The sequence below is a fragment of the Streptomyces sp. AA1529 genome (assembly GCF_000280905.1).
In the GTDB taxonomy this organism is placed as follows: domain Bacteria; phylum Actinomycetota; class Actinomycetes; order Streptomycetales; family Streptomycetaceae; genus Streptomyces.
The window spans coordinates 23,722-38,828 of sequence record NZ_ALAP01000026.1 but is presented as its reverse complement, the minus strand read 5'-3'; the positions used below and the strand labels follow the sequence as shown (position 1 = coordinate 38,828).

Annotated in this window: 13 protein-coding genes; 4 read left to right on the top strand and 9 right to left on the bottom strand. The window is 72.1% G+C overall.

Translation table 11 applies throughout. The features are described 5' to 3' along the window. The first annotated feature begins 162 nt into the window (after positions 1 to 162). Positions 163 to 285, top strand: a complete 123-nt coding sequence (locus A949_RS39490) for a hypothetical protein (RefSeq protein WP_019355500.1) — start codon at positions 163 to 165, stop codon at positions 283 to 285. Positions 286 to 391: 106 nt separating this feature from the next. Here the strand turns inward: A949_RS39490 and A949_RS0108070 are convergent, their stop codons facing one another. Beyond that, positions 392 to 979, bottom strand: a complete 588-nt coding sequence (locus A949_RS0108070; protein ID WP_019355499.1) for a dienelactone hydrolase family protein — start codon at positions 977 to 979, stop codon at positions 392 to 394. Between the two features lie 156 nt (positions 980 to 1,135). Here A949_RS0108070 and A949_RS0108065 point away from each other — a divergent pair, with 156 nt between their 5' ends. Then, positions 1,136 to 2,173, top strand: coding sequence for a mechanosensitive ion channel family protein (locus A949_RS0108065; RefSeq protein ID WP_019355498.1), 1,038 nt, complete (start codon positions 1,136 to 1,138; stop codon positions 2,171 to 2,173). Between the two features lie 143 nt (positions 2,174 to 2,316). On the opposite strand, the gene A949_RS0108060 is transcribed toward A949_RS0108065, so the two are convergent. Beyond that, positions 2,317 to 3,921: a Na+/H+ antiporter gene (locus A949_RS0108060; protein ID WP_019355497.1), complete on the bottom strand. Its 1,605-nt coding sequence runs from the start codon at positions 3,919 to 3,921 to the stop codon at positions 2,317 to 2,319. A 4-nt stretch (positions 3,922 to 3,925) separates the two neighbouring features. Then, a complete protein-coding gene (locus tag A949_RS0108055; protein WP_019355496.1) occupies positions 3,926 to 4,867 on the bottom strand; it encodes an RluA family pseudouridine synthase in 942 nt (313 codons plus the stop codon). 246 nt (positions 4,868 to 5,113) lie between these two features. On the opposite strand from A949_RS0108055, the gene A949_RS0108050 reads away from it, so the two are divergent. Beyond that, positions 5,114 to 6,382, top strand: a complete 1,269-nt coding sequence (locus A949_RS0108050) for a hypothetical protein (RefSeq protein WP_019355495.1) — start codon at positions 5,114 to 5,116, stop codon at positions 6,380 to 6,382. A 136-nt stretch (positions 6,383 to 6,518) separates the two neighbouring features. On the opposite strand, the gene lspA is transcribed toward A949_RS0108050, so the two are convergent. Both lspA and A949_RS0108040 read right to left on the bottom strand, forming a co-directional pair. Then, positions 6,519 to 7,103, bottom strand: coding sequence for a signal peptidase II (gene lspA / locus A949_RS0108045; protein ID WP_026004445.1), 585 nt, complete (start codon positions 7,101 to 7,103; stop codon positions 6,519 to 6,521). A 53-nt stretch (positions 7,104 to 7,156) separates the two neighbouring features. After that, positions 7,157 to 8,053: a TraR/DksA family transcriptional regulator gene (locus A949_RS0108040; RefSeq protein WP_019355493.1), complete on the bottom strand. Its 897-nt coding sequence runs from the start codon at positions 8,051 to 8,053 to the stop codon at positions 7,157 to 7,159. A gap of 478 nt (positions 8,054 to 8,531) precedes the next feature. Between A949_RS0108040 and ileS the strand changes: the two genes are divergently transcribed. Beyond that, positions 8,532 to 11,660, top strand: coding sequence for an isoleucine--tRNA ligase (gene ileS / locus A949_RS0108035; protein WP_019355492.1), 3,129 nt, complete (start codon positions 8,532 to 8,534; stop codon positions 11,658 to 11,660). A gap of 204 nt (positions 11,661 to 11,864) precedes the next feature. Here ileS and A949_RS35880 read toward each other — a convergent pair whose 3' ends face one another. The 4 genes from A949_RS35880 to A949_RS0108010 all read right to left on the bottom strand — a co-directional run bounded on the left by A949_RS35880 (position 11,865) and on the right by A949_RS0108010 (position 15,106). After that, complete coding sequence (locus tag A949_RS35880; RefSeq protein ID WP_063826252.1) at positions 11,865 to 13,100, bottom strand: DivIVA domain-containing protein; 1,236 nt, start codon at positions 13,098 to 13,100, stop codon at positions 11,865 to 11,867. Between the two features lie 52 nt (positions 13,101 to 13,152). Further along, entirely contained in the window at positions 13,153 to 13,437 is a 285-nt protein-coding gene (locus A949_RS0108020; RefSeq protein WP_019355489.1) for a YggT family protein, read from the bottom strand. A 64-nt stretch (positions 13,438 to 13,501) separates the two neighbouring features. Continuing rightward, complete coding sequence (locus A949_RS0108015; protein WP_019355488.1) at positions 13,502 to 14,140, bottom strand: cell division protein SepF; 639 nt, start codon at positions 14,138 to 14,140, stop codon at positions 13,502 to 13,504. Between the two features lie 150 nt (positions 14,141 to 14,290). After that, positions 14,291 to 15,106, bottom strand: coding sequence for a YggS family pyridoxal phosphate-dependent enzyme (locus tag A949_RS0108010; RefSeq protein WP_237735770.1), 816 nt, complete (start codon positions 15,104 to 15,106; stop codon positions 14,291 to 14,293). Position 15,107: the final 1 nt, after the last annotated feature.

Below are 15,107 nucleotides of genomic sequence, written 5' to 3'. Positions count from 1 at the left end.
CGCTGCGAGCGCTGAGCCGTCCGGCAGCGGCGGCCCGCGGCCGCGTCGGGCCGACCGGCGGCCGAGCGCCCTCCCTTCCGGCGGCGGTGGCCTGTCGCCGCCGCCCCGCTCGCCCTCGGGGACGTCTACGTCGACCGGCGGGACCCGGGCACCTTCTGGCAGGTGCTCCAGTTCGGGGTGCAGAACCTCCACGATCCCGAGCTGGACGAGTGGCTGGTGATGAACACCTTCGCGCACCGGCCGGGAAAGGTGGAGCTGCCGCGGCGGTGCCGCACCGCCTCCTGAGCCTCCCCGGGCGGCGGGGACGCCGCCGAGCACCCGCCGCGCGCCGGCCCGGACCGCACCGCGGGGTCGTCGGCTCCACCGGACCGGGCGGGCGCGGCAGGCGGGCCTACAGCGTCTCCAGGAACCCCAGCACCGTGCGCCAGGTGCGCTCGGCGGCCTCCTCGTCGTAGTCCTCCAGCTCGGCGTGCGTGTACAGATGCCCGGCCGCCGGATAGCGGTGCACCTCCACATCGGCGCCGGCCTGCTGCATCCGCAGATACCAGGCGGTCAGCCAGTCGTGCGGCTCGAAGGCGTCGGGATCGCCGACATGGAGCTGCACGGGCAGGTCGTCGACCGCCGCGTCCTCCGGGATGTCCGAGGTGCCGGAGAAGAGCACCAGGCCGCGGGCCTTCCGGTCGGCCAGCGCGAGGGTCTGGGCGATGGAGCCGCCCATCGAGAAGCCCGCGTAGACCAGCCCCTTGCCCGAGTGCGGAGCGGCGGCGGCCACGGCCCTGCGCAGCAGCTCGTCGCGGTCGGGGCTGCCCTCCTCCTCGCGCATCCGCATCCCCTCCTCCACCGAGGCGGCGGTCCGGCCGTCGAACAGGTCGGGGGTCACCACCTCGTGCCCCGCGGCGCGGAGCCGCTCCGCCGCGGCGCGCACGTCCGGAGTGAGCCCGCACACGGAGTGCAGGAGAACGAGCGATACGGGTGCCACAGATGTCACTTCCTTCACAAAGAACCCCTGGTACGGCTCCTGGAGCCGGGTACTCCACATGGTGCCAGGTACGGTCGTCGGTGGTCCTCGGGCGGCCCGTCCCGGCCGCCCGCCCCGGCACCGAGCCCGGGAACCCCCGTCAGCAGAAAGGCGACCATGGAGAACGTGCTCCGGCCCGTCATCGTCTTCGGTGGCGCGATCGTGCTCTCGTACGTGCTCGCCTGGGCCGTCGACCGGCTGATGGTACGCCTGGACACCCGCCACCCGGAGACCCCGATGTGGGGGCTGCTGCGCAGCGGCCGCTTCCCCTTCCAGGCGGTCCTGTTCGTGCTGCTGGTCAGCAGCTTCTTCGACAGCACGCACCTGGCCAAGGACCACCGGGCCGGTGTCGACCGGTGGCTGACCATCGTGCTGGTCGCCGCCTCGGCCTGGCTGATCCTGCGCATCGTCGCCGCCATAACGGAGACGCTGGCCAACAGGTACGCCGGCGCCGCTCTGGACCCGGCGCGCGGACGGCGGGTGCGCACCCAGCTCACCCTGATCCGGCGGCTGATCACCGCCGTGGTGACGGTGATCGCAGTGGCCGCGGTGCTGCTCCAGTTCCCGGGCATGAAGACGTTCGGCACCTCGATGCTCGCCTCGGCCGGTGTGCTGGGCATCGTCGCCGGTATCGCGGCCCAGTCGACGCTGGGCAACCTGTTCGCCGGGCTGTCGATCGCCTTCGGCGACATGGTGCGGATCGGCGACGAGGTCGTGGTGGAGGGGGAACTCGGCACGGTCGAGGAGATCACCGTCTCCTACCTGGTGATCCTCACCTGGGACGAGCGCCGGATCACGATGCCGGTCTCCTACTTCACCAACAAGCCGTTCGAGAACTGGTCCCGCGGCGGCCCGCAGATGACCGGCACCGTCTACCTCCACCTCGACCACTCGACCCCCGTCGCCGAGCTGCGCGCCAAGACGGAGGAGCTGGTCCGGGCCAGCGACGAGTGGGACGGGCGGAACTGGAACGTGGTGGTCACCGGGACCACACCGACCACCGTCGAGGTACGGGTGGCCGTGACGGCGCGCACCTCCGGCGACCTGTGGACGCTGCGCTGCTCGCTGCGCGAGGACCTGATCGCCTGGCTGCGGGCCTACCACCCCGACTCGCTGCCGGGCATCCGGTACATCCAGCAGGAGAAGTCGATCTGACCCGCCGGCCCCGGCGCGCGGCCGCGGGCCCGGCCGTGCAGCCCGGGGCCGCGGAATGCCCGCCCGTGCGGCGGGCTCGCCGGGGCGGCCCGGCCCGGGGCGGCCCGGGAGGGCTCGGCCCGGGGCGGTGAGCCCGGAACGGCTCAGCTGCCCCGGAAGCTGCGCACGTCGAGCTGGTGCAGCACCCGGTCGACGGCCTCGGGATCCACCCCGGGCTCGTTGCGCGCCGCGATCACCTCGTGGCGGGCCGCCGACAGCAGCTCGTTCTGCAGCCGCCGCAGCTTCTGCGCGCGGGCCACCCGCTTGCTGTGCGCGGCCCGGCGCTCCTCGCCGACGATCTCGGGCGAGATCCGCGCACCCACGTCCCAGGCGCGCCGCAGCAGCGCCTCGGAGACCTCCTCGGGCAGCTCCTCCACCTCTTCGATCTCCCGCAGCCGCCGCCGGGCCGCCTTGGCGACCCGCAGCGCGAGCTGCCGCTCCAGTTCCCGCTCGGCGGCGCTGTCGGACTGCACGTTCAGCCTGCGGATCAGCCGGGGCAGGGTCAGGCCCTGGAAGACCAGGGTCACGAGCACCACCGCGAAGGCGATGAAGAGGATCGCCTCCCGCCCGGGAAACGCCCCGCCCCCGGCCGCGGGCTCCACGGACAGCGGGACGGCCAGCGCCAGCGCGACCGAGGCCACCCCGCGCATCCCCGCCCACCACACGACGACCGTCTCCCGCCAGTTGCGCGGGATGTCCTCGTCCAGGTCCTTGCGCCGGTGCAGCCGCTGCGCCAGCCAGGCGGAGGGCAGCAGCCACAGCAGCCGCAGGGCGACCACGACGCCGACCACCGCGAGGGCCGCGGGCAGCAGCCGGCGCCAGTCCTGCTGGACGGTGCCGAAGACGGTGTGCAGTTCCAGCCCGATCAGCCCGAAGGCGATCCCGGTCACCAGCGTGTCCACGATCTGCCAGAACGTCTGCCCGGCCAGCCGGCCCTGCACGTCGTCCGCGTCCACGGCGTGCCCGGAGGCCAGATAGAGCGCGGTCGTCAGGACGGCCAGCACCCCGGAGCCCATCAGCTCCTCGGCGAGCACGTAGGAGGCGAAGGGCACCAGCAGGCTCAGCCCGGTCTGCAGGGTGGCGTCCCCGAGGTAGCCCATGAGCTTGTTCGCCAGCCAGCCCAGCCCCAGTCCGACCGCGACCGCCACCACGCCGGAGAGCACCAGCTCCCCCGCGGCCACCGGCAGCGAGAAGGTGCCGGTGACGGCGGCGGCGATGGCGACGTGGTAGAGGGTGATGGCGGTCACGTCGTTGAAGAGGCCCTCCCCCTCCAGCGCCGAGACCAGCCGCCTGGGCAGTCCGACGTTGCCGGCCACCGCGGTGGCCGCGACCGGGTCGGGCGGGGCGACCAGCGCGCCCAGTGCCACCGCCCCGGCCAGGCCGAGCCCGGGCACCAGCAGATTGGCGACCGCGGCCACCGCCGCCGTGGTGACGAACACCAGCGCGACCGCCATCAGGAAGATCGGCCGCTTGTTCGCCGCGAACTGCCGCCAGGACGTGCGCTGGGCCGCGGCGTAGATCAGCGGCGGCAGCACCAGCGGCAGGATGAACTCGGGCGGCAGCGAGACGTTCGGGATGGAGGGGATCAGCGCCAGCACACCGCCGAAGAGCGTCATCAGCACGGGCGAGGGCAGCCCGAGCTTGTCCCCGAGGGGGACCATCAGCACGGCGGCGAGCAGCAGGGCGAAGAAGAGGGCGAGCTGATCCATCCGGTCAGGAGCTCTCGGCCCGCACCTTGTCCAGCGCGGCCTGCAGGTCGGCCGGGTAGCCGCTCTCGTACTCGACCCGGCTCCCGTCGCCGGGGTGCTCGAAGCCGAGCCGCACCGCGTGCAGCCACTGGCGCTCCAGCCGCAGCCGCTTGGCCAGGGTGGGGTCGGCGCCGTAGGTCAGATCGCCCACGCAGGGATGCCGGTGTGCCGCCATGTGCACGCGGATCTGGTGGGTGCGCCCGGTCTCCAGCTTGATGTCCAGCAGGCTCGCCGCCCGGAACGCCTCGACCAGGTCGTAGTGGGTCACCGAGGGCTTGCCGTCGGAGGTGACCGCCCACTTGTAGTCGTGCTGCGGATGGCGGCCGATGGGCGCGTCGATGGTGCCGCTGAGCGGGTCGGGATGGCCCTGGACGAGCGCGTGGTAGCGCTTGTCGACGGTGCGCTCCTTGAACTGCCGCTTGAGCAGCGTGTAGGCCCGCTCGGACTTGGCGACGACCATCAGCCCGGAGGTGCCCACGTCCAGCCGGTGCACGATGCCCTGCCGCTCCGCCGCGCCGGAGGTGGCGATCGTGTACCCGGCGGCTGCCAGCCCGCCGATCACGGTGGGTCCGCTCCAGCCCGGACTGGGGTGGGCCGCGACGCCGACCGGCTTGACGATCACCACGATGTCGTCGTCGTCATGGACGATCTCCATGCCCTCGACGGGTTCGGCGACGATCCGCACCGGCTGCGCCTGCCGGGGCATCTCCACCTCGATCCAGGCGCCGCCCTGCACCCGGTCGGACTTGCCCGCCGGCGAACCGTCCAGCAGGACCTTGCCGTCCGCGGCCAGCTCCGCCGCCTTGGTCCGCGAGAAGCCGAACATCCGGGCGAGGGCGGCATCGACGCGCTCGCCTTCGAGGCCGTCGGGTACGGGCAGGGTGCGGGTCTCAGGAAGCGTGCTCACCTGATCGAGTATGCCGGACGCGGCGCCACCGCCCGCACGCCCTCGCCTCCGGCGGCACCCCGGCGGCACTCCGTCCGCCGCACTCCGGCCGCACTCAGGCGACGGGCCGCGGGCCCGGATTCCGGCACCGGCACCGCCGGTCACCCGCTCACCCGCGCGGACCACCCCGGGGTGCGACGCCGCTCGCCTGCGCCGACGGTGTGACAGAAGCCTCGGGACCAGCAGCGACACCGGAGGGAAGCGCCGATGACGCCGCGCAGGACGCCTCAGCACCCCGCGCCGGACTCCGGTCCGGACGGCGGTATACGCCGCCGTCCCGGCCAGGTCCGCCGGCGGATACTGGCGGTGGCCACCGCACTGGCCACCGCCTGCCTCACCCTGGCCCCGGTGCGGGTGGCGGCGGCAGCCGAGGGCATCGCGGGCCCCTGCGCCATAGCCCCCGGCAGCGGCACCGACGAGGGGCCGCTCGGGCCCGGCTACGTCCACCCGCAGGGCAGCAAGCGCGCGCTGATGCTGATGGTCGACTTCAGCGACCACCCCGCGGCCACCCCCGCCCGGAAGCGCGCGCGCTTCTTCTCCCGGTACGGCGACCGCTTCTGGAACCGCGCCTCCTTCGGCAAGTACCGGCTGGAGACCGAGACCAGCTCCGACTGGATACGCATGCCGCGGCCGTGGTCCTCCTACGGGATCACCCGCGGCATCCCCACCGGCCTGATGCGCGGCTACGTACACGACGCGCTGGAGGCCGCGCACCGCCAGGGCACCGACGTGCACGGTGCCGACCTCGTCTTCGTGGTGGCCGACAGCAATCTGCCCGCCGCGCCCACCGTCTCCCAGGCGCACACCTTCGACGGGCTCCGCGCCGCGGGCACCCGGGTGCACGGTGCGGCCCTCATCTTCGGCCGGGCCTCCGACTCGGCGCTGTGGCAGCGCGGGAACTTCGTCCACGAGGCCCACCACCTCTACGGCCTGCCCGATCTCTACAACGTCGCGGAGAACGCCTCCGTCGAGTACGCGGGGGGCTGGGACACCATGAGCATGGCGGGCATCTCCGACCTGCTGGGCTGGCACAAGTGGAAGTTCGGCTGGCTGTCCCGCTCCCGGGTCGGCTGCGTCACCTCGGCCGGCACCTCCGAGCACACTCTGAAACCGGTCAGTTCCCCGGACGCGGGACTGACCGTGATACGGACGGGGCGGCACCGGGCGATAGTGGCCGAGGCGCGGACCCGCTCCGGACTGGACCGGGACATCTGCGCGGAGGGCGTGCTCCTCTACACCGTCGACTCGGCGCGGCCGACCGGCGAGGGCCCGGTCCGCGTCGTCGACTCCCGCCCCCGCAGCGGCGGCGGCGCCGCCTGCGCCGACCGGCTGCCCGGCGAACTGGCCGAGATGTCGGACGCGCCCTTCGCGCCGGGCGAGAGCCACACCTTTCCCGGCGGGATACGCATCACCGTCACCGACGCCGCCGACGGGGGCGGCTACCGCGTCCGGGTGCACGTCCCGCACCGCGGCTGAGCACCCCCCGGCCGGAGAGCAGCGGGCATCGGCCGGAGAGCGGCGGGAGGGCAGCGGCGGGAGGGCAGCGCTCCGCACCGGCGGCCGCCGTCGGCCACCCGGCTCCCGGTCCGGGGCACGGCCCGCGCGGCCGGGTTCAGTCCCGGTGGACGGTGCCGTCCGGGTCCAGGCCGCGGAAGGAGAGCAGCACGATCAGGACGCCTCCGCACACGATGGCCGAGTCGGCCAGGTTGAACACCGCGAAGTGCTTGGGGGCGATGAAGTCCACGACGGCCCCCTGGAAGACCCCCGGGGCGCGGAAGATCCGGTCGGCCAGGTTGCCGCACGCGCCGCCCAGCAGCAGGCCCAGCGCGATCGCCCAGGGGAGGCTGTAGAGCTTCCGGGCGATCCGCGCGATCACCACGACGACGGCCACCGCGATCGCGCTCAGCACGAGCGTCAGCGCCTCCCCCAGGCCGAAGGCGGCACCGGGATTGCGGATGACGCTCAACTGGAGCCAGGAGCCGAGCAGCTCGATCGGGGCGTGGTTCTCCAGCTCCGCGACCACCACCAGCTTGCTGACCAGATCCAGCGCGAACGCGAACCCGGCCACGGCGGCCAGCACACCGATCCGCCGCCTGCGCCGCGGGGGTGCGGAGGACTCCCCTTCCGCGTGCTCCTCTTCACCACCGCCGGCCGCGCCTTCGCCGGGGCCGTCGACAGTCCGCTCCACCTCAGTCACGCCTTGAGGGTACGACACGCGCGGACGGCGGTGTTCACGGCGTTCTCCCGCGCTCAGCGGCGCTCCTGCTTCTGTTTGCACTCCACGCAGAGCGTGGCCCGCGGGAACGCCTGCATCCGGGCCTTCCCGATCGGCTTGCCGCAGTTCTCGCACTGCCCGTACGTCCCCGCGTCCAGCCGCTCCAGCGCGCGCTCGCTCTGGTAGAGCATCTCGCGCGCGTTCGCGGCCAGCGCCATCTCATGCTCACGGGTGATGTTCTTGGTCCCGGTGTCCGCGTCGTCGTCACCGGCGCCGTCCCCCGAGTCCCGCATCAGGCCGCTGAGCGCCTCCTCCGCGGAGGCGATCTCCTGCCGGAGCCCGTCGGCCTCCTCCCGCAGGCCCGAGCGGGCCTCCTCGACCTCTTCCGGGGACCAGGGTTCCTCGTCGGGGCGTACCGGCAGTTCGCCGGCGGCCACCGGGCCCGCCTCGCTCCGCGCCGTGGGCACCGCCTCGGTCTCCGTCACCGGAGTCTTCTTCGCAGCCACCGTCCCAGCTCCCGTCGTCGTCCGCGCGTCCTGTCCGGTGGGCGCCCCGGCAGCGCCTTCCTGCCGGCCCCCCGCCGTTCCGGCCGCTGTCGTCGCCGCGGCCCCGTCGGCCGCCGCCCGTTCCCCCGCGCCTGTCCTCGCCGCGGCCTTCTTCGCCGACGCCTTCGCGGCGGCCGTCTTCTTCGCGGCCGTCTTCTTGGCCGGCGCCTTCTTGGCGGGCGCCTTCTTGGCCGGTGCCTCTCCGGCGGGCGCCTTCTTGGCCGCCGTCTTCTTGGCGGATGTCTTCTTGGCCGCCGTCTTCTTGGCGGGCGCCTTCTTCGCCGGTGCCTTCCCGGCCGCCTTCTTCGCCGCCGCGGTCCGGTCCCCGTCGTCTGTGGCCTTCTTCGATGCTGCCGTCTTCTTCGCGGCGCTCTCCTCCGCCACCATGACCGCGGCCCCTTCACATTTTGTGATCTTGCTCGCGAAACGTGACCGGAACGATAAATCGACTTCAACCGCACAGCAACGGGGCACGCCGGTCTGCCACCTTTGTGCCCCGCCCGGCCGCGCGAAAACCGCTCCGTACCCCGGGCGGAATCCCCGTACACTGGGGACGGCGAGAGGCGAGGACGGGGACGAGTAGCGTCTGTGAGCGGCCCAGAGCGATCCGGGGACGGTGGAAGCCCGGAGGCGAGCGCGGCGTGAAGATCACCCCCGAGCCGTCGGAAGAAAGCCCGGAGCAACCGGCTCCCGGGCGAGTAGAACCGGCAGCGCTACCCCAATGAGGGGACGGCGGGCACAGTCCGCCGTCAAGGAGGGTGGTACCGCGGGTCCGCCGCCGGCCAGGCAGGCGAGCTCGTCCCTCCGACGGAAGTGAAGAAGCACCGCATCTTCCCGATGTCCGCCGGAGGAAGAAGACCCGCCGATGCAATACAACCAGGTGCCCGCCCAGGTCGACCTGCCCGCGCTGGAGCGCGCCGTGCTCGACTTCTGGCACGAGAACAAGGTGTTCGCCCGCACCCTCGAACAGTCCGAGGGGCGCCCCGAGTGGGTCTTCTACGAGGGCCCGCCCACCGCGAACGGCATGCCGGGAGCGCACCACATCGAGGCCCGCGTCTTCAAGGACGTCTTCCCCCGCTTCCGCACCATGCGCGGCTACCACGTGGCACGGAAGGCCGGCTGGGACTGCCACGGCCTGCCGGTGGAACTCGCCGTGGAGAAGGAGCTGGGCTTCAACGGCAAGCAGGACATCGAGAACTACGGCATCGCCGAGTTCAACGCCCGGTGCCGGGAGTCGGTCACCCGGCACACCGACGCGTTCGCCGAGCTGACCACCCGGATGGGCTACTGGGTCGACCTGGACGACGCCTACCGGACGATGAACCCCGAGTACATCGAGTCGGTGTGGTGGTCGCTCAAGCAGATCTTCGACAAGGGCCTGCTGGCCCAGGACCACCGGGTCGCCCCCTGGTGCCCCCGCTGCGGCACCGGGCTGTCCGACCACGAGCTGGCGCAGGGCTACGAGACGGTGGTGGACCCCTCCGTCTACGTCCGGATGCCGCTCACCTCCGGCCCACTGGCCGGCGAGGCGTCGCTGATGGTGTGGACGACCACGCCGTGGACGCTGGTCGCCAACCTGGCCGTGGCCACCCACCCCGATGTCACCTACGTCGTGGCCTCCGACGGCACCGACAAGATCATCGTGGCCGAGCCGCTGCTGGACAGCGCGCTCGGCGAGGACTGGCACATCACCGGCGAGCGCTACACCGGCCGGGAGATGAACGGCTGGAGCTACCGGCGCCCGTTCGAACTGGTGGACATCCCCGGAGCGCACTTCGTCGTCAACGACACCTACGTCACCACCGAGGACGGCACCGGCATGGTGCACCTCGCCCCCTTCGGTGAGGACGACTTCCGGGTCGCCCGCGCCAACGGCATCGACCCGGTCGTGCCCGTCCGCGCCGACGGCACGTTCGAACCCGACCTGGACCTGATCGGCGGCCAGTTCTTCAAGAAGGCCGACGAAGCCCTGGTCGCCGACCTGGACGCCCGCGGTCTCCTCTTCCGGCACGTGGCCTACGAGCACAGCTACCCCCATTGCTGGCGCTGCCACACGGCCCTCATCTACTACCCACAGCCGTCCTGGTACATCCGCACGACCCGGATCAAGGAGGCCCTGCTCCGGGAGAACGAGGCCACCAACTGGTTCCCGGACTCCGTCAAGCACGGCCGCTTCGGCGACTGGCTGGACAACAACGTGGACTGGGCGCTCTCGCGCAACCGCTACTGGGGCACCCCGCTGCCCGTCTGGCGGTGCGAGGAGGGTCACCTCACCTGCGTCGGCTCGCTGGCCGAGCTGAGCGAACTGTCCGGCACCGACCAGTCGGGGCTCGACCCGCACCGCCCCTACATCGACGCCGTCACCTTCGGCTGCCCCGCCGAGGGCTGCACACTGGAGGCGGAACGCGTCCCGGAGGTCATCGACGCCTGGTACGACTCCGGCTCCATGCCCTTCGCGCAGTGGGGCTACCCGTACAAGAACAAGGAGCTGTTCGAGAAGCGCTACCCGGCCCAGTTCATCTCGGAGGCCATCGACCAGACCCGCGGCTGGTTCTACACTCTGATGGCGGTCGGCACCCTGGTATTCGACAAGTCCTCCTACGAGAACGTGGTCTGCCTGGGCCACATCCTGGCCGAGGACGGCCGCAAGATGTCCAAGCACCTGGGCAACACCCTGGAGCCGATCCCCCTCATGGACCAGCACGGCGCCGACGCGGTGCGCTGGTTCATGGCCGCGGGAGGCTCACCCTGGGCAGCCCGCCGGGTCGGCCACGGCACCATCCAGGAAGTCGTCCGCAAGACGCTGCTGACCTACTGGAACACCGTCGCCTTCCAGGCCCTGTACGCGCGGACGAGCGGCTGGGCGCCTTCCGGGGCCGACCCGGAGCCGCACCTGCGCCCGCTGCTGGACCGCTGGCTGCTGAGCGAGCTGCACGCGCTGGTCGACCAGGTCACCATCGCCATGGACGGCTACGACACCCAGCGCGCGGGAAAGCTGCTGTCCACCTTCGTCGACGACCTGTCCAACTGGTACGTCCGCCGCTCCCGGCGCCGCTTCTGGCAGGGCGACGCCGCCGCGCTGCGCACCCTGCACGACGTGATCGAGACCGTCACCAAGCTGATGGCGCCGATCACCCCGTTCCTGGCCGAACGGGTCTGGCGGGACCTGGTCGTCCCGGTCACCCCCGACGCGCCCGACTCCGTGCACCTGTCCACCTGGCCGCAGGCCGACCTCAGCCGCATCGACCCCGAGCTGTCCCAGGACATGCTGCTGGTGCGGCGCCTGGTGGAGCTGGGCCGGGCCTCGCGCGCCGAGTCCGGCGTCAAGACCCGCCAGCCGCTGTCCCGCGCGCTCATCGCCGCACAGGGCTTCGAGACCCTCTCCCCCGAGATGCGCACCCAGATCACGGAGGAGCTGAACGTCGAGCAGCTCGCCTCCCTCGCGGATGTCGGCGGCTCGCTCGTCGACACCACGGCCAAGGCCAACTTCCGGGCGCTGGGCCGCCGCTTCGGCAAGGACACCCAGGCGGTCGCCAAGGCCATCGCCGGGGCCGATGCCGCGGCGCTGTCGGTGGCCCTGCGCGAGGGCACCGGCACCGTGCAGGTGGACGGCGAGACCGTGGCGCTGAGCCCCGAGGAGGTCATCATCACCGAGACGCCCCGCGAGGGCTGGTCGGTGGCCTCCGACCCCGGCGCCACCGTCGCGCTCGACCTGGAGATCTCTCCCGAGCTGCGGCGCACCGGACTGGCCCGGGACGCCATCCGGCTCATCCAGGAGGCCCGGAAGAACTCCGGCCTGGACGTCGCCGACCGGATCGAGCTGCGCTGGCAGTCCGACGACGAGGAGGTGGCACGCGCGCTGGCCGAACACACTTTCCTCATCGCGGAAGAGGTCCTGGCCGAGGAGTTCGCCCAGGGCGACCCGGAGGAACTGGAGGGCCCCACCTTCGAGGACGAGGCGCTGTCCCTGAAGTTCCGGCTCCGGAAGGGCTGAGCCCCGCACGCAGTACCGCTTCACCGCACCGCCCTCGTCCGCAGACCGCGGGCGGGGGCGGTGCCGCAGTGACCCCGCGGCGCTGGGGCCGGGCCCGGGGCGAGCGGAGCGGTCCGCGGACCGGCAGCACGAACGGGCCGGGCCCGGGAGCGGAAAGTGCTCCCGGGCCCGGCCCGTCGACAGTGGGCGCTCAGCGCGCCCGGGTCAGCTCTCGTCCTCGTCGATGAGGAAGCCCCGCATCGGCGACGGCGCCTGCTGGCCCTGCGGTCCGCCCTGCGGCCGGACCGGTGCCATCGGCTGGGTCATGGCCGGCGACATCTGCTGCTGGCCGCCGTAGGACTGGCCGGCACCGCCCTGGGTGTGCGGACCGCCACCGGGGCCGCCGCCGGGGCCGCCCATGGAGTGGCCGTTGCTGCCCATGGACTGGTGTCCGCCCATGGTGCCGCCGCCGTTGGGTGCACCGGCGGGAGCACCGGCCCCGGCCGGGGCCATCGACGGCGAGGGCGCGGGCAGCGACGCGGTCGCGGGCGTCCGCGGCGGCGCCAGCGAGTCGTCGGCCTGGTTCTCCAACTGCCGCAGCTGGCTCTCCAGGTACGACTTCAGCCGCGTGCGGTACTCGCGTTCGAAGCCGCGCAGGTCCTCGACCTTGCGCTCCAGGGTGGCGCGGGCGGACTCCAGGGAGCCCATCGCGACCCGGTGCTTCTCCTGCGCGTCCCGCTCCAGCGCGTCGGCCTTGGCGCGGGCGTCCCGCTCCAGGCCCTCGGCGCGGCTGCGGGCCTCACCGACGATCTTGTTGGCCTCGGAACGGGCCTCCGCGATCGCGTGGTCGGCCGTCTGCTGGGCCAGCGACAGCACACGGGCGGCACTGTCGTTGTTCTGGCCACCGCCGCCGGGCATCTGGGGACCGCCCTGCGGGCCGCCCTGCGGACCGCCGGGGCCCATCGGACCGCCCTGCTGGGGGCCGGGGCCGCCGGGACCCATCGGGCCGCCCTGCGGACCCGGACCACCGGGACCGCCGGGGCCACCGGGACCGCCGGGGCCACCGGGACCGCCGTGACCACCAGGGCCGCCGGGGCCCGCGGGGAGCTGCGCCTGACCGCCGGGAAGCTGCGGCGGGCCGCCCATGCCCTGCTGTTGCTGGGGCGGGACGGGCTGCGGTCCGGATATGGCGGCGGGCACGGGAGCCCCGCCTTGCTGCTGCTGCCTGTCCTGAGGTTCAGGAGGCTTGCGCATGCCGCCCTGTTGCTGTTGCTGGTTCTGAGCCGCCGCACGCGTGGCCGCAGCCAGCTTGGCGCGCAGGTCCTCGTTCTCGCGCAGCAGCCGGGTCAGCTCGGCTTCGACCTCGTCGAGGAAGGCATCGACCTCGTCCTCGTCATAGCCTTCGCGCAGACGGACGGTCGTGAACTGCTTGTTCCGCACGTCCTCGGGGGACAGGGGCATCTCTTCACCTCAACGTAAGTCGTCGGCATATCGGCAAGACCATTCCGATCGTTCACAGCCTGGCCACGACGTTGATCAGGATGTAGACGATGATCATGAGTACGAAGAAGGACAGGTCAAGCGCCACGCCCCCGAAGCGCAGCGGTGGGATGAACCGCCGCAGAAGCTTGAGTGGCGGATCGGTGACAGTGTAGGTCGCCTCGAGAACGACCACCATCGCCTTGCCGGGTTGCCATGAGCGGGCGAACTGGAAGACATAGTCCATAACCAGCCGGAAGATCAGCACGAGCAGGAAGCAGTACAGCGCGATTTGGACCACGTCCAGTGCGGTTCTCATCTGCGCGTCCCTCTCCCCTTGGGCTCTCGTGCCGCCTTGGCGGCCTGTTCCTGGGCCCTGCGTCTCAGCTCTGGTTGAAGAACCCGCCCTCTGCGATGCGGGCCTTGTCCTCCGCCGTGACATCGACGTTAGCAGGAGACAGCAGGAACACCTTCTGCGTCACTCGCTCGATACTGCCGTGCAGACCGAAGACCAGACCAGCCGCAAAGTCGACAAGTCGCTTCGCATCGGTGTCGTCCATCTCCGTCAGATTCATGATCACCGGAGTGCCCTCACGGAAGTGTTCCCCGATGGTACGGGCTTCGTTGTAGGTCCGGGGGTGCAACGTGGTGATCCGGTACGGCTCACGTTCGGACACAGCCTTGGGCATGATCACCGGGGCGCTCTTCTCGACATTCTGGCGTTCAGGTGTGATGGATGACACGGGAGCAATTCTCCCGGCTCGTCCGCTTTCGGCGGCAACGGCCGGAGGGGGCTCCGGCTCCCGCTCCCGCTGCGCCGGAGGGTGAGCAACCCTCACCGGCTCCTCGGGATCGGCCTTTTGGAGCGAATGGTGTGATTGTTCCGACTCGTACCGCCGATGATCCCGTTCGGGCTCGGGCTCGGGCTCGAACTCGTCGTCAGGGTCGAATCCCCGGCCGTCGTACCCATCGTCCTCCACGAGGCCGAGGTAGACCGCCATCTTGCGCATCGCGCCGGCCATTCTCTGCGTCCTCCGCTCTGTGGTGGATCGACTCCATCGACGCAGCCCCCGTCACCGGTGGCCCTGGGATGATCCACGCAGCCTCTCCGACCGGCCTTTTCCGGCGGAAATGACCATATATTCTGCTGTGGCCCCACTCGCTTCGCGACGTTACCGGAGCCGAGGTCGCTCGCCGAGTACCGCACTGCCGACGCGCACATGTGTCGCACCCGCGAGCACCGCCTCTTCGAGATCCGAACTCATTCCCGCCGACATCATCGTCGCAGCAGGATGCGCCACCCGCAGGGTGGTTGAGACTTCCCACAGCCGGTCGAAAGCCGCCCGGGGCCGCCCCGCCAGCGGACCTGCCAGCGGTGCGACGGTCATCACTCCGTCGAGCCGCAGCCCTTGGGCGGCAGCCACCGCCTCCGCGAGATCCGCCACACCGTCGGGCGCCACACCGCCCCGCTCCCCCACCGAACCGGACGGGGCATCCAGAGCGACCTGGACCAGACATCCGATCTCCCGCTCCGCGCGGACGGCGGCGGCCGAGAGGGCGGTCGCCAGCCGCACCCGGTCCACGGAGTGCACATGCTGCGCATAACCGGCAACCGACCGGGCCTTGTTGGTCTGCAGCTGCCCGACGAAGTGCCAGTCGAGCCCCGCGCCCGCACAGGCGGCCGCCTTCGGCGCCGCCTCCTGGTCGCGGTTCTCCGCCACGTCCCGCACCCCCAGCTCGGCCAGCAGCCGGACATCGGAGGCGGGATAGGTCTTGGTCACGACGATGAGCGTGACCTCGTCGCGCCGGCGCCCCGCCACGCGGCAGGCGCCCTCGATGCGCTCCTCCACCCGGGCGAGACCGGCGGCCAGCTCCGCCTTGCGCGCCGCCTCGGCGGACGTCGGCTCCGCGGAGCCCGCGGACCGCCCGTCCCCGGACTCCGCCGGCAGGTCCGACTCGGGGTACTCATAGGGCATATCACCTGTCATC